19 protein-coding genes are annotated in these 22,748 nt (G+C 73.0%); 7 read left to right on the forward strand and 12 right to left on the reverse strand.

Going from position 1 to position 22,748, the window contains the following annotated elements:
* Positions 1-22: 22 nt before the first annotated feature.
* From WMF46_RS44310 to WMF46_RS44335, 6 genes are all read right to left on the reverse strand, one after another.
* Complete coding sequence (locus WMF46_RS44310; RefSeq protein WP_437982738.1) at positions 23-1,048, reverse strand: NADP-dependent oxidoreductase; 1,026 nt, start codon at positions 1,046-1,048, stop codon at positions 23-25.
* A 204-nt stretch (positions 1,049-1,252) separates the two neighbouring features.
* Complete coding sequence (locus WMF46_RS44315) at positions 1,253-1,942, reverse strand: class I SAM-dependent methyltransferase (RefSeq protein ID WP_437982739.1); 690 nt, start codon at positions 1,940-1,942, stop codon at positions 1,253-1,255.
* An 89-nt stretch (positions 1,943-2,031) separates the two neighbouring features.
* Positions 2,032-2,832, reverse strand: a complete 801-nt coding sequence (locus WMF46_RS44320; RefSeq protein ID WP_437982740.1) for an MlaE family ABC transporter permease — start codon at positions 2,830-2,832, stop codon at positions 2,032-2,034.
* Positions 2,833-3,019: 187 nt separating this feature from the next.
* On the reverse strand, positions 3,020-3,571 hold the full coding sequence (tsaE, locus tag WMF46_RS44325) for a tRNA (adenosine(37)-N6)-threonylcarbamoyltransferase complex ATPase subunit type 1 TsaE (RefSeq protein WP_437982741.1): 552 nt from the start codon (positions 3,569-3,571) through the stop codon (positions 3,020-3,022).
* Between the two features lie 3 nt (positions 3,572-3,574).
* Positions 3,575-4,714, reverse strand: coding sequence for a hypothetical protein (locus WMF46_RS44330; protein WP_437982742.1), 1,140 nt, complete (start codon positions 4,712-4,714; stop codon positions 3,575-3,577).
* A 148-nt stretch (positions 4,715-4,862) separates the two neighbouring features.
* On the reverse strand, positions 4,863-6,770 hold the full coding sequence (locus tag WMF46_RS44335) for a hypothetical protein (protein ID WP_437982743.1): 1,908 nt from the start codon (positions 6,768-6,770) through the stop codon (positions 4,863-4,865).
* A 176-nt stretch (positions 6,771-6,946) separates the two neighbouring features.
* Here WMF46_RS44335 and WMF46_RS44340 point away from each other — a divergent pair, with 176 nt between their 5' ends.
* From WMF46_RS44340 to WMF46_RS44360, 5 genes are read left to right on the forward strand one after another with little or no spacing between them, the layout of a single operon-like run.
* Positions 6,947-7,762, forward strand: coding sequence for a succinate dehydrogenase (locus WMF46_RS44340; RefSeq protein ID WP_437982744.1), 816 nt, complete (start codon positions 6,947-6,949; stop codon positions 7,760-7,762).
* 55 nt (positions 7,763-7,817) lie between these two features.
* Positions 7,818-9,842 (forward strand): succinate dehydrogenase flavoprotein subunit, encoded by a 2,025-nt coding sequence (gene sdhA, locus WMF46_RS44345; protein ID WP_437982745.1) that lies wholly within the window; start codon positions 7,818-7,820, stop codon positions 9,840-9,842.
* Between the two features lies 1 nt (position 9,843).
* Positions 9,844-10,665, forward strand: coding sequence for a succinate dehydrogenase iron-sulfur subunit (gene sdhB / locus WMF46_RS44350; RefSeq protein WP_437982746.1), 822 nt, complete (start codon positions 9,844-9,846; stop codon positions 10,663-10,665).
* A 20-nt stretch (positions 10,666-10,685) separates the two neighbouring features.
* On the forward strand, positions 10,686-11,258 hold the full coding sequence (locus tag WMF46_RS44355) for a DUF6932 family protein (protein WP_437982747.1): 573 nt from the start codon (positions 10,686-10,688) through the stop codon (positions 11,256-11,258).
* The gene (locus tag WMF46_RS44360) at positions 11,242-12,192 is read left to right on the forward strand and encodes a hypothetical protein (protein WP_437982748.1); all 951 of its coding nucleotides are present in this window, start codon (positions 11,242-11,244) and stop codon (positions 12,190-12,192) included. The genes WMF46_RS44355 and WMF46_RS44360 overlap by 17 nt, the downstream gene beginning before the upstream one ends.
* Before the next feature lie 4 nt (positions 12,193-12,196).
* On the opposite strand, the gene WMF46_RS44365 is transcribed toward WMF46_RS44360, so the two are convergent.
* The 6 genes from WMF46_RS44365 to WMF46_RS44390 all read right to left on the reverse strand — a co-directional run bounded on the left by WMF46_RS44365 (position 12,197) and on the right by WMF46_RS44390 (position 18,335).
* The gene (locus WMF46_RS44365) at positions 12,197-12,763 is read right to left on the reverse strand and encodes a hypothetical protein (protein ID WP_437547091.1); all 567 of its coding nucleotides are present in this window, start codon (positions 12,761-12,763) and stop codon (positions 12,197-12,199) included.
* 112 nt (positions 12,764-12,875) lie between these two features.
* A complete protein-coding gene (locus WMF46_RS44370; protein ID WP_437982749.1) occupies positions 12,876-13,760 on the reverse strand; it encodes a branched-chain amino acid ABC transporter permease in 885 nt (294 codons plus the stop codon).
* Between the two features lie 76 nt (positions 13,761-13,836).
* On the reverse strand, positions 13,837-15,033 hold the full coding sequence (locus WMF46_RS44375; protein ID WP_437982750.1) for an ABC transporter substrate-binding protein: 1,197 nt from the start codon (positions 15,031-15,033) through the stop codon (positions 13,837-13,839).
* Between the two features lie 344 nt (positions 15,034-15,377).
* Positions 15,378-16,124: a TlyA family RNA methyltransferase gene (locus WMF46_RS44380; protein ID WP_437982751.1), complete on the reverse strand. Its 747-nt coding sequence runs from the start codon at positions 16,122-16,124 to the stop codon at positions 15,378-15,380.
* Positions 16,121-17,173, reverse strand: coding sequence for an ABC transporter substrate-binding protein (locus WMF46_RS44385; protein WP_437982752.1), 1,053 nt, complete (start codon positions 17,171-17,173; stop codon positions 16,121-16,123). Before WMF46_RS44385 ends, WMF46_RS44380 begins: the two co-directional genes overlap by 4 nt.
* Positions 17,166-18,335: a trypsin-like serine peptidase gene (locus WMF46_RS44390; protein ID WP_437982753.1), complete on the reverse strand. Its 1,170-nt coding sequence runs from the start codon at positions 18,333-18,335 to the stop codon at positions 17,166-17,168. Before WMF46_RS44390 ends, WMF46_RS44385 begins: the two co-directional genes overlap by 8 nt.
* A 271-nt stretch (positions 18,336-18,606) precedes the next feature.
* On the opposite strand from WMF46_RS44390, the gene WMF46_RS44395 reads away from it, so the two are divergent.
* Positions 18,607-21,141 (forward strand): DNA internalization-related competence protein ComEC/Rec2, encoded by a 2,535-nt coding sequence (locus WMF46_RS44395; RefSeq protein WP_437982754.1) that lies wholly within the window; start codon positions 18,607-18,609, stop codon positions 21,139-21,141.
* An 83-nt stretch (positions 21,142-21,224) separates the two neighbouring features.
* On the forward strand, positions 21,225-22,715 hold the full coding sequence (locus tag WMF46_RS44400) for a B12-binding domain-containing radical SAM protein (protein ID WP_437982755.1): 1,491 nt from the start codon (positions 21,225-21,227) through the stop codon (positions 22,713-22,715).
* Positions 22,716-22,748: the final 33 nt, after the last annotated feature.

Here is a 22,748-nt window from a genome sequence, read left to right on the forward strand (position 1 = left end):
GAACTTACCGGCCTGGCCGAGACTAGTCGGAGACCTTGATCAGCAGCTTTCCGATCTTGTTCGGCTGGAAGAGCATCGCGAGCGCATCCGGGGTGTTCTCGATCCCTTCCACCACGCGCTCGCGCCAGGTGATCCGGCCCTCCTTGATCCAGCCGTGGATCTTCTCGAAGGCCTCGGGGAAGCGCGCTTGATGATCGCTGACGACGAAGCCCTGCACCCGGAGACGCTGCATCAGGATGAGCGGGAAGCGCACAGGGCCCGGGCGGGGCTGTTTGTCGTTGTACGTCGCGATGAGGCCGCAGATCGTGACCCTGCCAAAGAGGTTCATCTTGTCGAGCACGGTGTCGAGGATGTCGCCGCCTGCGTTCTCGAAATCGATGTCGACACCCTTCGGACAGGCGCGGTCGAGCGCCGCCGCGACATCCTCGGTGCGGTAATTGATGCAGGCGTCGAAGCCGAGCTCCTCGGTCACATAGCGGCACCCGGCGTCGCTGCCGGCGATGCCCACCACGCGACAGCCCGCGATCTTGCCCATCTGGCCGACCAGGGAGCCCACGGAGCCGGCGGCGCCGGACACGACGATGGTCTCGCCGGGCCTCGGCTGCGCGATATCGAAGAGGCCGACGTAGGCGGTGAAGCCGCCGGTCACGTGAAGTGGGCAGAGGAAGGCGCCGAGCGGGAGGTCCAGCGCGGGCAAGCGCGTGAGGGCGAGGTCGCCGGGAGCCGCGACGTTGTAGTCCTGCCAGCCGAGGAGGCCGGAGACGAGGTCTCCTGCGCCATAGTCGGGGTGGCGTGATCGCTCGACGACGCCGACGCCGAGCGCGCGCATCACCTCGCCCTGGTTCACGGGCGGCATGTACTGCTTCGTGTCGCTCATCCAGATCCGGTTCGTCGGATCGACGGACAGGTAGCGCGTGCGGACGAGGACTTCGCCGTCGCCAGGCTCCCGGACCGGCGCCTCGCGGAGCTCGAAATGGCTGCGGTCCGGCGGGCCCTCGGGGCGCGCCTTCAGGACGTAGTGGCGGTTGGAGAGGGACGAGGTGCTCATGAAGCGAAGCTAGACGCCCGGGGGCCGCACCGGAAGGTGCAACCCGACGCTGTGGAAGAGGTGTCGGCCGAGGACGTGTGGGTGCTGGTGGCGAGTTGAACTCGCATACCAGCGGTTCAATCGATGTACTCCAGAGCGGATACCGGGCGCGTCATGCCCCCTTGCAGCGGCGAGGACAGGCGGCAGGGCCCCGGCGAGGGCGCCTCAAGCGCCGGCACGCACGCCGACCGTCATGGTCTGCGCGCCGAGCGGGAACCACGCGAGCCAGGGCTCGAGCGGACGCAAGGGCGCGAGCGGCCGCGGGAAGAACAGCACGTAGTCCTGCCGCACCGAGGCAAGCGCGCCAGCGAGCAGCGCGCGCACCTCGCGTGGCGGAAGCAGGATGGCGTCGTCGTCGAACGGACACAGGCGCACCGCCCGCCGCGTGAGCGGGTTGTATGGATTGTGCTCGAAGACGAACAGGCGCCCACCCGGCTTGAGCTTGGTCGCCACCGCCTGCACCAGCCTGGAGCGCTCGGGCGGCGGGACGTGGTGCAGCACGCCCGACAGCACGGCCGCGTCGAACCGCTCGCTCGGGATGGCGGCCTCCTCGCCGTACACGGTCGCGCTCGGAGCGTGCTCGCGCGCAAGCTTGGCGCTCTCCGCCGACGGGTCGAAGGCGCCGACGAAGGCGAAGCGACCGCAGAGCAAGCGCGTGAGGCTGCCGGTGCCGCAGCCGTAGTCGAGCACGCTGTGCGCGCTGGACACGCCGGCCCGCCCCAGGCACCCGAGCTTGTGCTCGGCGAAGTACTCGGGCCCTTCCCCGCTCAGGCGCACGCTCCGCTGGTGCGCCTCGCGGTAGGTGGGGGCGTAGTGATCGAACTTTTCGACTTCGGAGGCGCGATCGAGCGACACGCCGGCTACCGTAACATCCGGGCCGCCGCCCCGCAGCATCGCGGCAAGTGCTCGCGGCCCAGGTAGAGCCGGGAGAACGCCGCTGCGGCTCACATGTCGAGCAAGAGCTGCGTCAGGATGTAGTTCGTGACGAGCACGGTGACGCAGCTCTCGACGACCGCGCGCGTGGTCGCGACGCCGACGCCGCGCGCGCCGCCGGAGGCGTAGAAGCCGTGGCGGCACGAGACCGACGAGACGATGAAGCCGAAGACGCACGCCTTGATGAGCCCCATGGAGATGTCCTTGGGGAGGGCGAAGTCGCGGATGCTCTGGAAGAACGCGCCCGCGTCGCCGCCGAGCCAGAGCACGGCGACGAGGTACGAGCCGCACATGCCGACGCTCGTGTACAGGATGCAGAGCAGCGGCAGCATCACCGTCGCGGCGAACAGCCGGGGCGAGAGCAGGTACTGCACGGGGCTCACGCCCATCGTCGCGATCGCGTCGATCTGCTCGGTGACGCGCATGTTGCCGAGCTCCGCGGCCATCGCGCTGCCGGCGCGGGCGGTGACCATGATCGCGGAGAAGACCGGCGCGAGCTCGCGGGCCAGCGAGACCGCGACGAGGCCGCCGACGCGGCCCTCGGCGCTGAACGCGCGCAGCGCGTAGGACGTCTGCAGGGTGACGACCATGCCGCTGAAGACGCCGGTCAGGCCGACGATGAAGACCGACTGCGCGCCCATGAAGTCCATCGCCGCGAGGAACTGGGCGGGGCGGAACGGCGGGCGCACGAGCCAGACGATCGTCTGGAAGGTGAGCGTGACGATGTTGCCGATGTTGTCGAGGAACGCGAGGACCGGCTCCAGCGCCCTGTCGAGCAGCTGGCCGTGGCTGGTCTCAGCGCCTTCCTTCACGGTGCGCTCTTGTACCACGCAACGCCGCCGCGCACGGGGCCAGGCTCGCGACGACCCCGCGCGCCCGCTCGCCGGCGCTGCGGCGTGCGCTTCGCGCCGGCACGTGGATCGCGCCGCCGGTCGAGCCCGCCCGAGGGCGCAGCGATCCCCCGCTCGCCCTCGCCAGGCTCCGGCCGCTCGACGCGCTTCACGCAGCGCCCGGCCCGGCTCCGCGCGATCCGACGGAGCCGCGCCGCAGCTCGTCCTCCAGCGCCGCGAGCACCTCGCCGCTCCGCGCGCCGGTCGCCCTGATCTCGGCGGCGCGGCCGAGCGCGGCCGGGTCCTCGGGGGCGGCGAGGTGGATCAGGAGCGCGTCGCCCCCGAGCGCCTCGATGAACGGCTCGCCCCACTCCACGACGACGAGCGCGCCCTCCGCGCGGAGCTCGCGCAGCCCGAGCTGGGCGAGCTCCGCGGCCGCGCCGTCGCGCGCGCCCTCCGCGGAGGACGCGCCCCCGAGGCGGTAGGCGTCGGCGTGCGCGATGGGGACCCGGCCCTCGTGCTCGTGGACCAGCGTGAACGTCGGGCTGGTGATCGGGAGCGCCGGTGGGACGCCGAGCGCCCGGCAGAGGGCCCGGGCGAAGAACGTCTTCCCGGCGCCGAGATCGCCGGCGAGGACGACCAGATCGCCGCCCGCGAGGCGCGCGGCGAGCGCCCGTGCCAGGCGGATGGTGCTGCGGCGGCTCGGCAGCTCGATGCGCATGCGTCAGAACCGGGCCCCGGCGCCGAGCGTCGCGCCGACCAGCAACAGGGAGCCGTCCCCCGTGGGGACCCACCGGAGGTTGCCGAGCTGGGCCTCGAGCTGCACCGCGCGGCTCAGCGCGAGCGCGACGTCGAGCGACGCCCCGAGCACCGGGTGGACCTCGAGATCGCCGTGGTACGTCGTGAGATCAGGGCCCACGGCGCCGGGGGCGGACCTGAAGAACGCGCCCGCGCGGAGCGACGGGCCGAGGTGGAGCGGGAACGCGCGCCAGGCCCCGTCGTGCGGCGTCAGGCTGGGCGTCAGCAGCAGGCGCGCGCCGCCCTCGATCCAGCCGGCGAAGGGGCCGGCCAGGTTGCCGCCGCCGACGACGAACAGCTCGAGCCCGCGGTCGCCGGGCGCATAGGCCACGCGCGCCTCCCCGACCAGCGAGGCCGCGCTGCCGCTCGCGCCCGGCAGGCGCGCCGCCGCGACGGCCAGCCCGAGCGACGCGGACAGGGCGACCCGGCGCCCGCCCGAGTACGCCGGCCATACGCGCTCCTGCCCGAGGGGATACGCCATCAGCACCTCCTTCGCGGGCGGCGCGGGCGGCGGCGCGGGCACCGGGGGCAGCACGATCGCCCCTCCCGTGGACGGAGGCGGGGGCGCGCTCGCCGGAGCGGAGCGCGCGGCGCGCTCCCAGGGGAGCTCGCCGGCGCCGACGCCCTCCGGGCGGAGCAGGACGGCCAGCATCTCCTGCGTCTGCCGGGCCTCTTTACCCCGGTCGACCTCCCTGGCGACCGACTCGACCCGGCCCGTCGAGGCGAGGTACGCGGTGAGCTCGATCCGGGTGGTCGTGACCGCAGGATCGACGGTGCCGGTCAGGACCCAGTCCACGCCCGTCCGCGCGCTCACCGCGCGGTACTCGTCCGCGCTGTCGGCGACGCCGTCGGCGACGTCTTTGAGCGCGGCCGCGACCGCGCCGTCCGGCGCCGCGGTGTGGCCGAGGGCGGCGAGCCCGCGCGCGACCTCGGCCTGGGCGGCGCTCCGGGCGGCCTCATCGGTGCCCCCTCGCGCCGGCAGGAGCGCCACCCGATCGGCGAGCGCGGCAGGGGCGATCGCCAGGAGCGCGGCGGCGGCGGCACAGGAGAGGGCTCGGCGGATCATGCGGCGCCATGGTACGCCCGCCGGCAGGCCGGAGCAGCCCCGGGGCGACGCGCCGGCACGGTCTCCACGCGCGGCCTCGCGCGTCGTGCCGTGCGCTGACGGGGCGCCGGCCCGGTGAGCCGCGTCATTCACCGCGCTTTCGCCCCGCTCATCGCGCCTTCCCGCTCTCGCGGTAGCCGATCACCCGCGGCAGCACGCGCCGCCCGCCGAAGCCGTTCGCCGCCGTCGTCCAGAGCTCTGCCGTCGCGGTGCTCATGGCGCTCGCCGCGGCGAGGCGCCGCGCCTTCACCTCCGCCGGGTCCTCGGTGCCCGTCTTCGGCAGCCGCTGCACGCCGGCCCAGGCGAGCACGCCGGCGTCGCGCCCGAGCGCTGCCCAGAAGCTCGGCGGCGACGGATGGGTGGCGAGCCACGCCGCGAGCGCGGCCGCCGCGCCCGAGGCAGGCGCCGCCCTGGGATCGCCCGCGCCCGGCGGAGGCTGCGCGCCGGAGGGCGCCGCGAGGAGCGGGAAGAGCCCCGCCGTCGCGACGAGCGATCCCGGCGGCGGCGCGATGGCCGTCTCGAAGGCGAGCGCGATCGTCACCGAGCGGGGAGCCGCGCGGAGCGCCTGGTCCGCGCAGCGCGCGTCGCCGGCGAGGACCATCCCGCGGATGGCCGGCGGCCGGAGAGCGCGCGCGTCGAAGGTCCCGTCGCAGGGGAGCGCCAGCGCGATGCCATGCTCGGCCAGCGGCGCGGCCCCGGCGGCGCCCGCCGGTGCGGTCCCGGCAGCGCCCGCCGGCGCGGGGGCCGCGTCCTTCCGGACATCGGCATCGCCGCCCACGAGCGCCACCGGCTTCGCGCCCCGCTCCGCGAGCGCGGCGGCGAGCACCTCGATGCTCCTCGCGGGCTCCTCGCCCACGACGAAGACGAACGCGCCGTCCAGCGCCGCCGGCTCCGGCGGATGGACGAGCAGCACCGGGATCGCGTGCGTCCGCGCGAACTTCGCCGCCTCGGTCGCCTGCTCCCGATCGGAGCCGGCGATGAGCACCGCGGCGCCCTCGGCGGTGAGGCTGTTCAGCGCCTCGTCCACGCTGCCCTCGCCGCCGTCGTCGCGGCTCACGAGCCGCGCGTCCGAGCCCGGCCGGAGCAGCCCGAGCCCGTGCGCCACGCCGGCGGCGATCTCGACGCCCCGGCGGCGCGACGCGGCCGTGCGCGTCGACAGCAGCAGGCCGACCGTGGGCGGCTCGACGCGCGCGGCCCCCGCGCCGGCCGCGAGCTCGAAGATCGCGTCGCGCTGGGTGCCGAGCGCCGCGTCGGCCCGGTCGAGCAGCTCCTTCGCGAGCGCCACGTCGCGGCGCTCGCGGGCGACGATCGCGAGGCGCTCGGCGACCAGCGAGCGCAGGTCGACCTCCGGGCTCACGACCTCGCCGGTCGCCCGCCCGGCGCGGAGCGCCCGGACGAGGTGATCGATCGGCACCTCGCGCAGCTGCGCCCCGATCTGCGCCCGGACGGCGGCGCGCCGGTCGTCGTCGGCCTCGCGCAGCCAGACGCTCATCAGCTCGATCGCCTGCGTCCACGCGCCCGCCTCCATCGCGGCGGCGGTGACCTCCTCGTTGAGGAGCGCGCGCACGTACGCGTCGATCATCTTGCTCACCAGCGGGCGCAGCACCCCGAAGGCGGGCCTCGGCTTGCCGGCTCGCCGGAGCGCCGCGCCGCGGATCACGCGCGCGAGATCGCCGACCGCGCTCCGCCCCGCCGCCTCGACCTCGGCCGCGAGCGCCTCGGCGCGGGGCAGGTCCCCGCGCTCCAGGGCGATCCACGCGAGGTGGACGGTCGCGACGCGCGCGAGGTCGTCGGAGGCGTGGCGCCCCCGGAAGGCGAGGAGCTCCGGCTCGAGCGCGATGCGCTCGGCGCGCGCGCCGTTCGCGAAGCGCGAGAGGAGGGGGCGCAGCTCGGCCTGGGCCGCGGGCGACCCGGCCAGCGCCGGGCTCACCGGCGCTCCGCCGTCCTGCGCGCCGCAGCCGGCGCCGGCGGTCGCGGCGGCGAGCGCGAGCAGGGCCGCGGCCGCGATCGCGGCCACGCGGGCGTGACGTGGCCGACGTCGCCGGGCGGCGCATCTGCGCGGGCGAGCCGCCCCGCCGCCGCTCGACGCGCCAAAGGCAGCGGAAAACCGGCCGGAACTGTTGACTGCGTTCACCTTGACGTCACCCGGGGCATCCCATACACCCGCCGCGCCCGCCTTCCATCGAGGTCAGCGTGTCCGAGGCAACCCCCGCGAGATCGCTCTTTCACGAGAGCCGCCGGTCCTTTCTCCTGCGCAAGCTGCATTCTCTCACCGGCGCCCTCCCCGTGGGCGGTTTCCTGCTCTTCCACTTCTGGACGAACGCGAAGGCGCTCCAGGGGCAGGAGCGGTTCGACGCCGCCGTCGGCGAGATCTCGCACATGCCGTACCTGCCCGTGCTCGAGATCGGGCTCGTCGTGCTGCCGCTCGCGTTCCACGCCCTCTACGGGGTCAAGCTGGTGCTCGAGGGCAAGCCGAACGTCGGCAGCTACACGTTCTCGCGCAACTGGATGTACACGCTGCAGCGGGTCACGGGGGTGCTCGCCTTCGCGTTCATCGGCTTCCACCTCTGGTCGTACTGGGCGCAGAAGTGGCTGGGCCGGATGGCGCCCGAGGAGTTCTACCCGCGGCTGTGCGCCGACATGGCGTCGACCGTCGGCGGCGTCCCGGTGATCGCGCTCGTCTACCTCTTCGGCATCGCGGCGAGCGTGTTCCACTTCGCCAACGGCCTCTGGGGCTTCTGCTTCTCGTGGGGGATCACCGTGTCGCGCCGCGCGCAGCGGATGGCCGCGGTGGTCTTCGGCGCGGTGGGCCTCGTGGTCTTCCTGTTCGGCGCCAACACGGTGATCTATTTCGCCACCGGCGCGCCGTTCCCCGGGACGCCGGGCCCGTCCGCGGAGGGGGGCCGCACCTGCGCGGACATCGCGTCGTCCTCGACCGGTTCCACCGGCGCCCCCGCGCGCGCGGCTGTCGGCGCCGGCGTCGACGTGGGCGCGCCGGCCTCGCACTGACCATCGTATCGGCCGCGCCCTTCCGGGGAGCGGCGCGGGAGCATCGGGATCGAACATGGCCGCGAAGAGCACGACGAGGAGCGAGGGGGGGAAGGTTCGGCGCGTGATCGTCGTCGGGGGCGGGCTCGCCGGCCTGATGACGGTGATCAAGCTGTGCGAGGCGAAGGTCCCTGTCGACCTGATCTCCCTCGTGCCGGTGAAGCGCTCGCACTCGGTGTGCGCGCAGGGCGGCATCAACGCCTCGGTGAACACGAAGGGCGAGGGCGACAGCCCCCAGGTGCACCTCGAGGAGACGGCGTACGGCGGCGATTTCCTCGCGAACCAGCCGCCCGTCAAGGGGATGGCCGAGGCCGCGCCGGGCATCGTGAACATGCTCGATCGCATGGGCGTGCCGTTCAACCGGACGCCCGAGGGCCTGCTCGACTTCCGCCGCTTCGGCGGCACGCTCTACCACCGCACGGCGTTCGCCGGCGCCACGACGGGGCAGCAGCTGCTCTACGCGCTCGACGAGCAGGTGCGGCGGTACGAGCTCGCCGACGTGACCGACGAGCACGGCGTGGCGATCCCGGGCGAGAAGATGGTCCGGAAGTTCGAGTTCTGGGACTTCCTCGAGGCCATCCTCGACGACTCCGGCACGTGCGTGGGCTGCGTCGCGCAGGACCTGAAATCGATGCAGATCCGCGCCTTCACGGGCGACGCGGTCGTGCTCGCGACGGGCGGCTGCGGCATCGTCTTCGGCCGCTCCACGCTGAGCGTCATCTGCACGGGGACGGCGGCGTCGGCGGTCTACCAGCAGGGCGCGGTGTACGCGAACGGCGAGTTCATCCAGGTGCACCCGACGGCGATCCCGGGCGCCGACAAGCTGCGGCTCATCTCGGAGAGCGCGCGCGGCGAGGGCGGCCGCGTCTGGGTGCCGAAGGACAAGACCGACGCGCGGAGCCCGCGGGACATCCCCGAGAAGGAGCGCGACTACCTGCTCGAGCGGATGTACCCCGGCTACGGCAACCTCGTCCCCCGCGACATCGCCGCGCGCGCGATCTTCAAGACGTGCTTCCACGAGGGGCGCGGCATCTGGAGCGCCGCGACGGGCCGCAACGAGAACGAGGTCTACCTCGACCTGACCCACAAGGACGAGAAGTTCCTCCGGTCGAAGCTCGCGGGCATCCTCGAGATCTACGAGAAGTTCGCGGGCACCGACCCGTACAAGAACCCGATGAAGGTCTTCCCGGCGGTCCATTATTCGATGGGCGGCCTGTGGGTCGACTACGAGGCGGACGCGCGGGGCTCGCTCAAGGCCGGGTCGCCGCGCAACCACGCGACGAGCATCCCGGGCCTCTACGCGGTGGGCGAGGTGGACTACCAGTACCACGGGGCCAACCGGCTCGGCGCCAACTCGCTGCTCTCGTGCATCTACGCCGGCATGGTGTGCGGGCCGGCGGTGGCGACCTATCAGCGGAGCATCAAGCGGAGCGCGCTCGACCTGCCGCGCTCGATCTTCGACAAGGCCGAGAAGCGCGCGGAGTCGAGCTACCAGCGCATCCTGACGCAGAACCAGGACGCGAAGCAGCCGGAGAACGCGTACCGGCTGCACCAGGAGCTCGGCGAGACGATGCTGCGCGACTGCACGATCGAGCGCGACAACGCCACGCTCGACCGCGTGCTCGAGAAGCTCGGCGAGCTCGAGGAGCGTGCGGAGCGGATCAAGTGCACGGACACGGCCCCGCGGGTGAACCAGGGGGCGCAGTTCGTGCGCCACCTCGAGAACATGCTGGTGCTCGCGCGGGTCATCGCGCAGGGCGCGAGGAACCGCGACGAGTCGCGCGGGGCGCACTACAAGCCGGAGTTCCCGGCGCGGAACGACGCCGCGTGGATGCGCACGACGCTGGCGCGCCACGAGGAGAAGGGCGCGGTGAAGTTCGTCCGCGAGTTCGACTACGCGTGCGCCGGCCAGTCGATCCACGTGACGGACGCGGTGGACACGTCGCTCGTGACGCCGCGGGAGCGCAAGTACGAGCAGGCGGGCGCGGCGAGCGCGGCGAGCGCGCAAGCGACAGGGAAGCTGTCGCAGAAGAGCGTGTAGGATGGCCAAGGCGAGCGGAGACGAGGCGAACGGGGCGGCGGCGCCGGCGCAGCCGAAGGGCGAGGGCCGGCTTGTGCACCTGCGCGTGCGGCGGCAGGACACCGCGGATCGGACGGAGTCGCGGCGCTGGGAGGAGTTCAAGGTCCCCTACCTGCCGCAGATGAACGTGATCAGCGCGCTGCAGCAGGTCCAGAAGGATCCGCGGACCGTGGACGGCAAGGAGGTGGCTCCTGTCGTCTGGGAGGCGGTGTGTCTGGAGGAGGTGTGCGGCTCGTGCACGATGGTGATCAACGGTCGGGTCCGACAGGCCTGCTCGGCGCTCATCGACCAGATCGCGCCGAAGGGCGAGGTGATCACGCTGGAGCCGATGTCCAAGTTCCCGCTCGTGCGCGACCTGCTCGTCGACCGGAGCCGGATGTTCGAGGACATGAAGCGCGTGCGGGCGTGGATTGACATCGACGGCACGCACGAGCTCGGCCCGGGCCCGCGCGAGTCGCCGGAGCGGCAGCAGGAGCGATATCCGCTCTCCCGCTGCATGACGTGCGGCTGCTGCGTCGAGGCGTGCCCGCAGTACAGCGACGGGACGAAGTTCGTCGGCGCCTTCGCCATCAACCTTGTGCGGCTCTACAACATGCACCCTTCGGGGGCGATGCACGAGGGCGAGCGCCTCGAGTCGGTGATGAGCGAGGGTGGGATCACCGATTGCGGCAAGTCGCAGAACTGCGTCGAGGTGTGCCCGAAGGAGATCCCGCTCGTCGACTCGCTCGCGGCCGTCTCCCGCGACACGACGAAGCGGATGCTGTTCGGCTGGCTGCTGAAGTAGGAGGGGGGGGCGGTACGGCCATGCCCATCCCGAAGGATGTCTGGAGCCGAACCGGCCGAGATAGAATCCTCCCACCGTTCCTGAAGTCACCGACGCGACGCGACGGCCTTTCACCTTACCTCGCCACACCGGCCGAGCTCGTCGAGCGCTACGCGACGTCGAAGCAGCGCATCCGTATTCTTGAGGGTCTGCTCGAATACCGCTCCGAGCTTCGGCGGGTCGGCCTCGCCTCCGGGATTCAGTGGATTGACGGGAGCTTCGTGGAAAGCGTGGGCCGAGAGCCGAACGACGTGGACGTCGTGACCCTCGCTCCGTTGCCGTCGGCCTGGAGCCCCGGCGACGAGGCGCTGTTCGACGCAGAGAAAGCGAGGACGCGCTTCCTGTGCGACGCTTGGTTCGTGGATCTTGCCACCGCTGACCTTGCCGGCCTCATCTCCGAGGTGACGTACTGGTTCGGCCTGTTTTCGCACCAGAAGCAGAGCCGGCAGTGGAAAGGCATGATCCAGCTCGAGCTCGTCACGACCGACGCCGATGCCGCGGCGAAGGCGCGGCTCGCGACCCTGAAGGAGGAGAGCCATGAGCGTCGCGGATGACCTCGCCTATCTCCAGGCACAGCGGGCGTTCATTCAGGAGCGGCTGGATCGCCTTGGCCCGGAGAAGGGGCTCTTGGGGATCAACCTGGAGAGCCGTCTCCGCCGGCTCGATGAGGAGATCGCCGCGCATGAAACGATCGAGGCTCTCGACCGCCGCGCGAAGGCGACGCTCGTGTTCGGCGGGAAGCCAGTGGCCGACGCAGGCGCGATCGAGGCGACGTTCGGGGCGGACGCGCTCAAGGCTTTTCAACGACTCGTCTCGACCACGGCTTCGGCCCTCGACGGACGCGAGCTCAGCGTGCGCGGTCGCATTCCCGACGAGAAGAGCTACCGCCTCTTCGTCACGGGCACGTTCCCAGGCTCGTTCGGATTCGAGCTCGAGGAGGTTGTCTCAGAACCCGAGCAGCAGCCTGGCGTGCTCCGTGGAGCGGTGGACGAGGCGAGCCGCCTGCTCCAAGCGACGCAACTGGAGGAAGAGATCTACGCCGACGCGGTGGCACAGTCCAACCCTCGCGTGATGAACGCGCTCGCGAGCTTCCTCGGGCTCATGGAGAGCCGGGGGGCGACGCTGGTGCTCGCGGCCGGGGAGCGGGAGTGCCGGTTTGAGACGTCCGACATGGTGGCCGCGGCCGCAGAACGCGCGCGGAAGACGAGCATCAGCGAGTCCGAAGAACGGCTCACCGGCGTTCTCAGCGGCGTCTTCGCCGTGGGGCGGCAGTTCGAGTTTCAGAACGAGGAGGGCGGTGAGATTGTCCGCGGGCGCATCGCTCTCGACATCCCGGAGCCATCCTCGCTCAAGCCCTACCTCTGGGCTCGCTGTGTCGCGCACGTACGGATCGTAACGGTCGAGCGGCCGGGTAAGAAGCTCCCGACGTACTATCTCACGCGCGTCGAGCCGTTCGACGGGGATGAGGCGGAGCCAGCGCGGCGATAAGGCTTTAGGGAAACAGCGACCCCGTCCCGAGCCCGAGCCCGTTCCCGAGCCCCATCTGCAGCGCGTCCGGCGCGCGCGGCCGCGCCAGCTTGTCCATGCGCATCCCGAGGAGGTGCGTGATCAGCGTGCAGGCCTGGTGCGCCCGCGCCGTCGCCTCGCACCCCATCCAGGCGCCGAGCGACTCCCGCTCGCCGTCCTCGGCGTAGCGGATCACCGCGCCGCCCTCGGCGACCGTGATCCAGGCGTTCGCCTGGCGCGGCAGCGAGGCGTGCAGCACGCCGACCTGGCCCAGCGGATCGTCGTTCGGGCCCATGACCCGGCCGTCCGGCTCGAGCAGCGCCACCGGCTCGGCCTCCAGGCCGAACACGCGCCCGCCGCGATCGACGCTGAGCTGGTGCTCGCCGTTCACGAGGATCTTGCCGTCCGGCATGACGTCGATCGTGAGGTCGGCGAGCGCCCAGCGCGCGCGGGGGATGTCGAGCAGCGCGCCGCCGCGCACCCAGTTGGCGGGGGGCGTCGCGGCGCACGCCGCGAGCAGCGAGAGCGGTACGACGAGAGCGAGGCGTCGCATGCGCCGAGCATACCGCAAGGAGGCGCGGCGCGTGGGCCGGCGGGCCGGCAGCCCTGCTCGTTCTGGAGGATGGATGGAAGCGCGGCGCGTGGGCCGGCTGGCCAGGGCGGCCTTACACCTTCTCGGTCCCGGTCGTGCCGAGCAGCCCCGTCGGCTTCACAAGGAGCACCCCGATCAGCACCGCGAACACAAGGACGTCCTGCAAGCCGGAGTAGGGCGTGAGCTTCGTCATCTCTCCGATGACCCCGATCAACATGCCCCCGAGCATGGCGCCCGTGATGTTGCCGATGCCGCCGATGACCGCCGCCACGAACGCGCGGTTGCCGATCACGACGCCCATCGTGGGGTACACCTGCGACTGATCGAGGCAGTACAGCACCGCGCCCACCGCCGCGAGCATCGAGCCGGTGAGGAAGGTGAGCGCGATGATGCGGCTCGTGCGGACGCCCATCAGCCGGGCGGCCTCGACGTTCACGCTGAGCGCGCGCATCGCCTTGCCCGTCCAGGTGCGCCGCACGAGCAGCTCCAGGCCGATCATCACGAGGATCGAGGTGACGAAGATCACCTGGCGCGTGTTCTCGATCGGCAGGAGCTGCGGATAGCCGCGGTAGCGGGCGGTGAAGAGGAGCTGCGCCAGGTTCTGGAGGAGCACGCTCATCCCGAGCGCCGTGACCAGCGGCGTGATCCGGGTGTTCGCGAGGCCCCGCCCCCGTGAGCGGAGCGGCGCGTAAGCCACCTTCTCGACGAGGACCCCGAGGACGCCCGCGAAGGCCATCGCGCAGAGGGTGCCGGCCACGCCCGCGAACAGCGGCGCGCTGCTGCCACCGAACGCCGCGATCCCGAAGAGCCCGGCGAAGGCGCCCATCATGAAGATCTCGCTATGAGCGAAGTTGATGAGCTTGAGGATGCCGTAAACCATCGTGTAGCCGAGGGCGACCAGCGCGATCATCGACCCCTGGGCGAGCCCTGTGATCAGGGCATTCACGATCTTCTCCATGGAGACCTCTTTAACGCACGTTCCGCACGTTCCGCGCGCTCCTCACGTCCGAGCCAGCGCGCGCGAACGACCGCTATTACTTCGCAGCCTTCTCGTTGACCGTCGCGTAGTAGGTAAACTGCTTGTCCTTGATCCGGACGATCACGACCGGCTTGTCCGCGTTGCGCTCGGCATCGATGGTGATGACGCCCGTCGCGCCCTGGAACCCCTTGGTGTCCTGGATGGCCGCCCGGATGTCGTCCGGCGTCATCGCCTTGGCGCGTCCCATCGCGTCGGCCAGCAGCCTGGCCGCGTCATAGCCCTGCGCCGCGATGCTCGACGGCGTGCGCTTGTACCGGTCCTTGTACTTCTGCACGAAGGCCTGGGAGTTGGGCCAGGGGACGTCCGGCGCGTAGTGGTTCGTGAAGTACGCGCCGTCGAGCTCCTCCGCGGCGTCGCGCAGGAGCTCGTTCGCGTCCCACCCGTCGCTGCCGACGAACATGCTCCCTGGTACGCCCGCGGCCTTGGCCTGCCGCGCGACAGGGGCCATGCTCGTGTAATAGATCGGCGCGTAGATCATCTCGGGGTTCGCCGACTTGAGCTCGTTGATGTACGTCGTGAAGTTGGTCTCCTTCTTGAGGAAGCTCTTCTCCATGACGATCTCGCCGCCTAGGCGCTTCACCTCGTCGCGGAAAACCTTGGCGAGGCCCGACGAGTAGAGGTCGTCGGAGGCGAAGAAGAGCCCCACCTTCTTCTTGCCGAGCGTGTTCACGATGAACTGCGCGCCCATCTGGCCCTGCACGTCGTCGGTGAAGCAGGCGCGGAACACGAACGGGCCGACCTTCGTCACGTCCGGGTTCGTGGAGGACGGCGAGATCATCGGCACCTTCTTCTTGTTGGCGACGATGCCGCCGGCGCGCGACCGCGACGAGGCGACCTCGCCGAGGAGGGCCAGCACGTGATCCCGATCGATGAGCTGCAGGACCTTGTTGGTCGCCTCCTCGGGCTTCGACTTGTTGTCCTCGTAGAGGACGTGGATCGGCTTGCCCTTGACCCCACCGGCCTTGTTGATCTCGTCGATCGCGAGATCGATACCCTCCTTCGAGTCGACGCCGAACGCCGTCTCCTCGCCCGAGAGGCTGAAGTAAGCGCCGACCTTCCACTCGGCGTCGTCCTTGGCGTGCTCAGCCGCGTTGCCGGCCGGCGTCTCACTCTTCTTGTCGCAACCGAGCGTCATCGCGCTGAGCGCGAGCGCCCCGGCGATCATCTTCACCAAACCCCGTCGTCCGAGCATGTCGTCGTCCTCCCTGTCGCCGGGCTGCCTCGCGTGGGGTCGCCCGCGGTGGCCATGGCCGCCCACGGAGCGGCTCAGAGCGCGTGTACTCACCGCGTCTACCATTGTCTACGCGGCACGTCAGCACCGTCGGGCCGCGATGCGGTCGGCGCGGAGCATCTTAAGTGTTCGACTTTCCACGGATTCCGGCGACCGAGCCCGGCGTCGTGGCGCGCGGCGTCGGGCGCCGCGGCCAGCCAACGCGGCGCGCATGGCGGCTAGCCGATGCGGCGGCTGGTCAACGGGGTGCACATGGCGGCTGGCCGACGTGGCGGCTGATCAACGCGGCGGCTGGTCAACGGCGGCTAGCCGGTGCGGCGCGCATGGACGAAGTGCTCGACGTTCCCCTTCGGCCCGCGCACCGCGCTGTCGACCTGGCTGACGACCGAGAAGCCCGCGGCCTCGATGGCCTGGCGCCCGTCGGCGATCGCCGCGAGGCGGGTCGCCTCGTCGCGGATGACGCCGCGGCCGCGGGCGGCGGCCTCGCGGCCCGCCTCGAACTGCGGCTTGATCAGCGCCACGAGATCCCCCGAGGGGCGGAGCAGGCGGGCGATCGCGTCGATGAGGCGGGAGATGCTGATGAACGACGCGTCGACGACGACGAGATCGATGGGGACGTCGAAGTCCTCTCGCTGGAGCTCGCGGGCGTTGACCCGATCGCGCACCTCGACGCGCGCATCGGCGCGGAGCTTGGCGGCGAGCTGGCCGTAGCCGACGTCGACGGCGAAGACCCGCGCCGCGCCGCGCTGGAGCAGGCAGTCGGTGAAGCCGCCGGTCGAGGCGCCCACGTCGACGCACGTCTTCCCGGCGACGTCGAGGCCGTGCGCGGCGAAGGCCTCGAGCGCGTGCTCGAGCTTCTCGCCGCCGCGCGAGACGAACCGGGGGCCGGAGGCGACGTGGACCTCGGCGTCCTCCGGGAGCAGCGTGCCCGGCTTGTCGATGCGGCGCGGCCCCGAGGTGACCTTGCCGGCCATGATCAGCGCCTGCGCCTCGGTCCGCGAGCCGGCGAGCTTCCGGGCGACGAGCAGGGCGTCGGCGCGCACGCGGGTCATGGCGCCTCCGTTTTCGGCAGGGGCGCCGCGAGGCCTGCGCCGCCGGGGGAGGGAGGGACGGCCGCGTCGCCGGAGAGCGCCAGCGCGTCGCCGTGGAGCGCCCGCGCGACGGAAGCGAGGCCGTCGCCGATGCGGGGGCCCGGGCGCAGCACGACCTCGGTGTTCAGCGGGCGCAGGCGCCCCTCGCGCACGGCGCGCAGGGATCTCCAGCCGGGCGCGTCCCTGAGCTCCGCCAGCCTGGAGGCGCCCCGCATGTCGCCGTCGCTGGACGTGCCGTCGAGCAGGACATCGGGATCCAGCACGAGCAGCTGCTCGACGCTGATCGACGGGTAGGGGCCGCCGCGGGTGATCACGTTCTCTCCGCCGGCCAGACGGATGAGCTCATCGGGGAAGCTGCCGGGGCCCGCGACGAAGAGGGGCGAGGTATCGTAAAGCAGGGCGGCCCGGACGCGCGGGGCGCCTCTCGCGGCGACGGCCTGCTCGACCGCGCGGCGCCGGGCGCGGATCCGGCCGATCGCCTGCTCCGCGCCGGGCGCCGCGTCGAGCCGACGCCCGAGCTCCGTGAGCATGTCCTCGATCTGCGCGAGCGACTCGGTGTCGGGGAAGCAGGTCGCGATCCCGTGCGCGCGCAGCGACTCGTCGAGCGCGGGCCCCGCGGGGCCGCGGGCGCCGACCACGAGGGTCGGCGAGAGCGCGATGATCGCCTCGATGCTCGGGTCGGCGTAGCCGCCGACGCTCGGCAGGCCGAGCACCTCGGGCGGGTGGTCGCAGTAGCGGGACCGGCCGACGAGCGTCGCGCCGGCGCCGATCGCGCAGACCGCCTCCGTGGTGCTTGGCGACAGGGAGACGACGCGCGCTCCCGTCGCGCGCGCCGGGGCGGTGCGCTCGCACGCCGCGAGCCCGATCGCCGCGAGCCCGGCGAGCGCGGCCCGCCGCGAGAGCGCGCGGCCCGGCGCGGCAGCGCCCGGCAGGAGCGCAGGCCCCGCGGCGCCCGGCAGGAGCGCAGCGCCGGCGGCGCTCCGCGTGGAGGAGCGCCGCTCGTCAGCCAAGCCGCTCCCGGCTGCGCCGCCGTCGCAGGCTCGCGAGGGCGCCCAGGCTCGCCGCCCCGAGCACCCAGGGGACCGGCTGCGTCGGATCGGGCCGCGGGCTCGCGCTGCAGGACCCGCTCGACTCGTCGTCTGCGGGCGGCTCGGGGACCTCCGCGCAGAAGCCGGGCTCGCCGTTGCACCTGTAGCCGTCAGGGCACGCCGCGGCCGCGTTGCAGGGCCGCGTGCAGTAGCCGTCGAGGCACGCGTTCGCAGGGCACTGCTCCGGCTGTTCGCACGTCGCGCCGACCTCCGCCGAGTACGCGGGATCGGTGGGGTAGCCGGTCGCCCAGGGGGGCTCCTTGTATCCTCCGGCACGGGCGGCGCGCACGGTCGTCTCTTTAATCCATTCCGCCCAGCGGTACACGTAGCCGTAGATCGGATACTCGCAGCCCTCGGCCCCGCGCGAGGTCACGCCGATCACGCGGTGCATCAGATCGAGGCTGGGTCCGCCCGAGTCTCCCTCGCAGATGCCGGTGTCCCCGACCCACTCGGTCGCCTTCACCAGGGACGACGGGCAGCCGTCAGCCACGCAGTCGATGAACAGCCTGTCGCGGCGCCGCCGCAGGCCCGCGCCCGTGCTCGCGTCGTTCGTCGCCCCGAAGCCGACCGCGTAGTACTCCTCGCCCTCCACGAGGGGCACGTCGACGCGCGGCACGAGCGGCACCGCCTCGCTCTCCGGGATCGGCTCGTCCAGGATCAGGATCGCCTGATCGTTGCCGCAGAACGCGTCCGTCCCCTCGCCGGGGAGCAGCACGACCTCGCTGCCGCCGTAATAACGCGCGTACCTGCCGATCTCCGCGTCGGTCGTCACGAAGATCCTGCCCGCGAGGTGCGTGTCCGTGAACTTCGTGGATCGACAGGTGATCTGGCCGTCGCGCTCATTGGCCATGTCCGACACGCAATGACGGGCCGTGAGCACCACGTTCGGGGCGATCAAGCTGCCGGTGCAGATCGCGCCGATCTCGTCGTTGTAGATGCCCACGACAGCCCTGTCGCCGTCGTCGAGATATCCGTCCTGAATGGCATCCCGCGCCTCACCGATCTCGTCAGGAGGCGCCTCCAGCGCCGAGCTGCACGCTGTCGCAGCGAGTCCCAGGGGGAGAATCCAGGTGACTCTGGGCAAGCAAAACGGCATCGAAAGCCTCCAGATACTGCAATGTCTGCGCGCCGCGGGGTGCCGCAAGGAGCAAAAGATTCTAGAGGCGAAGCCGCGGTCGTGCACGCGCGCCGGGTGCGATGACCCACTCGGCGCGTTGCTCCCCCCACACAGTGGAGAGCTCTTGCAGGATCGTCCGGTGCGCCGCCGCCATGGCGGCGCCAGGGGCGCGGCGGCCGCTCCCCCCTGAAATTCCGCGGGAACGCGCGCGGCCCAGGTGTTGCGGGGCGGCGGGGCCGTGATCGATCCCGTCCTGCTCTTCGGCCTCGCGCTCGCCGCGGGCGCGCCGCTCGCCCTCTCTCCGCTGGCCACGGCGCTCGGCGCCGCGCTCGCCGCGGCGGCGCTCCGCCGCCGGGCCGGCCGCGCCGCGCTCGCCGCCGCCGGGGTGGCGCTCGTCGTGAGCGGCCTCCGCGCCCGCGCGCTGCTCGACGGCGCGGGCGCCGCCTACGATGGCGCCCTCGCGCTGCTGCAGCCGCCGGCGCGCTGCGAGGTGACGTGCGCCGTCGTCGGCTCGCCGGTCGTGGTCGGGGCGGCGCAGCAGCGCTCCGCCGGGGCGCGCGGCGTGGACGACGAGCCGCCGGCCTCGCGCATCGACGTGGAGCTCTCCGGCGGGACGTGCGGCGGGCGAGCGCTGCCGGGGCCGCTCCGGGCGCGCCTCTACGGCGCGCCGATGGACCTCGCCCGGGGCGACCGGCTCGAGGTCACCGTGGACCTCGCGCCGGTCCACCTGTTCCGGAACGAGGGGCTCCGGAACGCGACCGCCGCGATCGCGCGGAGCGGGATCGTCGCGAGCGGGACGATCGTCGAGGCGCGGCGGACGTCGGAGGGGCGCGCGATCGATGTGCGCGCGGCCGTCGATCGCGCGCGGGCCTTCGTGCGCGGCCGCATCGAGGCGACGTTCCACCCCGACGCGGTGGCGCTCGGGCGCGCGCTCGTGCTCGGCGAGACCGACCTCGCGCCCGAGGACCAGGAGGCGTTCCGCGAGAGCGGCCTCGCGCACCTGCTCGCGGTCTCGGGGACCCACCTCGTCCTCGCGGTGGCGGGCTTCGCCGCGGCGCTCCGCGCGATCCTCGTCCGCGTCGGGCCGATCGCCGCCCGGTGGGACGCGGGCCGGATCACGGCGGCGCTGTGCGTGCCGGCCGCGTGGCTGTACGCCGACTTCGCCGGCGGCGGCGGCTCGGCGATGCGCGCCGCGGCGATGCTCAGCTGCGCGATGGGCGCCCGCCTCCTCGGCCTCCGTCCGGTGGGCGTCCGCTGCTTCGCCCTGTCGCTCGCGGGCGCCGCCGCCGTGGATCCGCTCGTCGCGTGGGATCTCTCGTTCGGCCTGTCCGCGGCCGCCACCGCCGGGCTGCTCTGGCTGCAGCGGCCGCTCGCCGCGCTGCTCGTGCCCGGCGAGGGGGAGCGCGGCGACGGCGGCGCCGAGGGCGGGCCGGGCGCGTCGCCGCTACGGGAGCTCGCGCGCAAGGTCCTCGCGCCGCTCGCGACGACGCTCGCCGCCATGTTCGGGTGCGCGCCGCTGCTGCTCATGAACGGGGAGACGTTCCCGCTGCTCGGCGTGGCGGCGAACGTGGTCGCCGCGCCGATCGGCGAGCTGGCGGCGCTGCCGTTCTGCCTCGCGCACGCCGTGCTCTCGTGGGCGCCGCCGGTCGAGCGCGGGTGCGCGCTCGTCGGGTCCGGCGCGCTGCTCGCTGTCCGCGCCGTGGCCCGCGCCTCGGCGGACACCGGCGTGGTGCTGCGCCTGCCCGAGCCGTCGCCCGCCCAGCTGGCGGCGCTGGCCGCCGCGATCGCGCTCGCGTGGGCCGCGGAGCGCCGCGGCCGCCGGCTCGCCGCGCTCGCCGCCGGCGCTGGCGCGTGGCTGCTGCTCGAGGGCGTCGCCACGCGCGCGGGCGCGCCGCGCGGCGTGCTGCGCGTCAACGTCCTCGACGTGGGGCAGGGCGACGCCATCCTGATCGACCTCCCCGAGGGCGGCGCGATGCTCGTCGACGCGGGCGGCTTCGTGGGCAGCCCCGTCGACACGGGCGCGCGCGTGCTCCGACCGCTCCTGCGGTCGCGCCGCCGCGCGCGCCTCGACGCCGTCGTCCTCTCGCACCCGCACCCCGATCACTTCGGCGGACTGCCGGCCACCGTGGAGGGCGTCGAGGTCGGCGAGCTCTGGGACACCGGCCAGGGCGAGGCCGAGGGCGCGGGCCCGGTCTACCGGAAGCTCCTGGCCGACCTGCGCCGGCGGGGCGTGCCCATCGTGCGGCCCGATGCGCTCTGCGGCACGCCGCGGGTCCTCTCGGGGGCGACGATCGAGGTGCTCGCGCCGTGCCCGGAGCTCCACCCCGACCGGGGCGCCAACGACAACTCGTTCGTCGTGCGCATCACCTACGGGGCTCGATCCGCGCTGCTCGTGGGCGACGCGGAGCACGAGGCCGAGGACGCGCTCGTGGCGCGCTACGGCGCCGCGCTCCACGCCGATCTGCTCAAGGTGGGGCACCACGGCAGCCGGACGTCGACCGGCGCGGCGCTCCTCGCGGCCGTCGACCCCTCGATCGCCGCCGTGTCCTGCGGCGTCCGCAACCGCTTCGGGCACCCGAGCCCGGAGGTGCTCTCCCGCCTCTCGGCCGGCGGCGTCGCGATCGCGCGCACGGACCGCGGCGGCGCCCTGACCTGGGAGACCGACGGCGAGCGCGTCCTCTGGTCCCGCCCGGGCGAGCCGCCGCGCCCGGCCCCCGCTCCCCGCGACGGGAGGACCGCCGCCGGACACGTCCCGGAGAACGGTGCGCCGTGAACTGGAAAAAATCCCCGCTCCGGACGGCTGTCAGCTGGCCTCCCATCCTTGCGCCTGGACGGCCCCTGAGCGACGCTGGGTCGATGTCTCGAAGCGCGATGACGACCACGATCCGCCGCCGCCTGGCGGGCGAGATCGGTCGTATCGACAAGCAGGCGCCCTTCCGCGTCGCGCTGTCTTACCCCTCGCCGTACCGGGCTGGAATGAGCTCGCTTGGCTTCCTCCAGATCTACAAGACCATCCAGGCCGAGCCCGGGATGGCGTGCGAGCGGGCCTTCCTGCCGGACGACGAGGGCCAGGGCACGGACGGCCCCCCGATCACGTACGAGGGGCTCCGCCCCATCTCCGATTTCCCGGTCATCGCGCTCTCGGTGGCCTACGAGCTCGAGCTCGCCGGGGTCGTCCGCCTGCTCGAGCTGGCGGGGATACCGGCGCTCCGGGAGGAGCGCTCCTTCCGCGATCCGTTCGTCCTCGCGGGCGGTCCGCTCACGTTCTCGAACCCGCTGCCGCTCGCGGTGTTCGCCGACGCGATCATCATGGGCGAGGCCGACACCCTGGCCGTGGAGGTGCTCCGCGTGCTGCGGGACGCCTCGTCGCGGGAGGCGGCGCTCGACGCGCTGGCGGCCCTCCCCCACGTCTTCGTCCCCGCGCGCCACGGCGCGGAGATGCCCCCGGTCGCGCAGTGCGACAACGCGCTCCTTCCCGCCTGGTCGCCGATCCGCGCCGAGGAGACCGAGCTCTCGAACATGTTCCTCATCGAGGCGGAGCGGGGCTGCTCGCGCGGGTGCACCTACTGCGTGATGCGCCGCTCGACCAACGGCGGCATGCGCATCGTCCCGAAGGAGCGCCTCCTCGAGCTCATCCCCGAGGACGCGAGGCGCGTCGGCCTCGTCGGCGCCGCGGTCAGCGATCACCCGAAGATCGTCGAGGTGGTCCGGACGCTCGCCGAGCGGGGCTGCGAGGTCGGGCTGAGCAGCCTCCGGCCGGACCGGCTGACCGACGAGTTCGTCGGCGCGCTGCGGCTCGCGGGCTACAAGACGCTCACGACGGCGATGGACGGCACGAGCGAGCGGGTCCGCGAGACGCTCGAGCGGCGCGCCCGGCCCAGGCACCTCCAGCGGGCCGCGGAGCTCGCGCGGCAGCACGGGATGAATCGGCTCAAGCTGTACCTGATGGTGGGCGTCCCCGGCGAGACCGACGCCGACATCGACGAGTGCGTCGCGTTCGTCACGGAGCTGTCCCGGATCGTGCCGGTCGCGCTCGGGATCGCGCCGTTCTGCCCGAAGCGCAACACGCCGCTCCATGGCGCGCGCTTCGCCGGGATCGACGTCGTGAACAAGCGGCTCGACCGGCTCCGGCGCGGGCTGCGGGGCCGCGCGGACGTGCGGGCGACGAGCGCGCGCTGGGCGTGGGTCGAGGCGGTGCTCGCCGCGGGCGGCGAGGCCGAGGGGCACGCCGTGCTGCAGGCCGTGCACGCGGGCGGCTCGTTCCGGGACTACGAGCGCGCGTTCGACAAGATCAAGCGGCCGGAGCCGCCGCGCCGGCAAAGCCTGCCGCTTCTCGCGGCGGGGTGAGCGGGGCGGCAGCCCGGCCCGGAGGGTGCCACG

The organism is Sorangium sp. So ce117 (assembly GCF_051524395.1).
GTDB classification, from domain to species: Bacteria; Myxococcota_A; Polyangia; order Polyangiales; family Polyangiaceae; genus Sorangium; species Sorangium cellulosum_B.

Excerpts from the sequence above, each read along its gene's own strand:
- WMF46_RS44310 (WP_437982738.1), bottom strand. The coding sequence starts at position 1,048 with ATGAGCACCTCGTCCCTCTCCAACCGCCACTACGTCCTGAAGGCGCGC.
- tsaE (WP_437982741.1), bottom strand. The coding sequence starts at position 3,571 with ATGCGCATCGAGCTGCCGAGCCGCCGCAGCACCATCCGCCTGGCACGG.
- WMF46_RS44330 (WP_437982742.1), bottom strand. The coding sequence starts at position 4,714 with ATGATCCGCCGAGCCCTCTCCTGTGCCGCCGCCGCCGCGCTCCTGGCG.
- sdhA (WP_437982745.1), top strand. The coding sequence starts at position 7,818 with ATGGCCGCGAAGAGCACGACGAGGAGCGAGGGGGGGAAGGTTCGGCGC.
- sdhB (WP_437982746.1), top strand. The coding sequence starts at position 9,844 with ATGGCCAAGGCGAGCGGAGACGAGGCGAACGGGGCGGCGGCGCCGGCG.
- WMF46_RS44355 (WP_437982747.1), top strand. The coding sequence starts at position 10,686 with ATGCCCATCCCGAAGGATGTCTGGAGCCGAACCGGCCGAGATAGAATC.
- WMF46_RS44360 (WP_437982748.1), top strand. The coding sequence starts at position 11,242 with ATGAGCGTCGCGGATGACCTCGCCTATCTCCAGGCACAGCGGGCGTTC.
- WMF46_RS44365 (WP_437547091.1), bottom strand. The coding sequence starts at position 12,763 with ATGCGACGCCTCGCTCTCGTCGTACCGCTCTCGCTGCTCGCGGCGTGC.
- WMF46_RS44370 (WP_437982749.1), bottom strand. The coding sequence starts at position 13,760 with ATGGAGAAGATCGTGAATGCCCTGATCACAGGGCTCGCCCAGGGGTCG.
- WMF46_RS44375 (WP_437982750.1), bottom strand. The coding sequence starts at position 15,033 with ATGCTCGGACGACGGGGTTTGGTGAAGATGATCGCCGGGGCGCTCGCG.
- WMF46_RS44380 (WP_437982751.1), bottom strand. The coding sequence starts at position 16,124 with ATGACCCGCGTGCGCGCCGACGCCCTGCTCGTCGCCCGGAAGCTCGCC.
- WMF46_RS44400 (WP_437982755.1), top strand. The coding sequence starts at position 21,225 with ATGTCTCGAAGCGCGATGACGACCACGATCCGCCGCCGCCTGGCGGGC.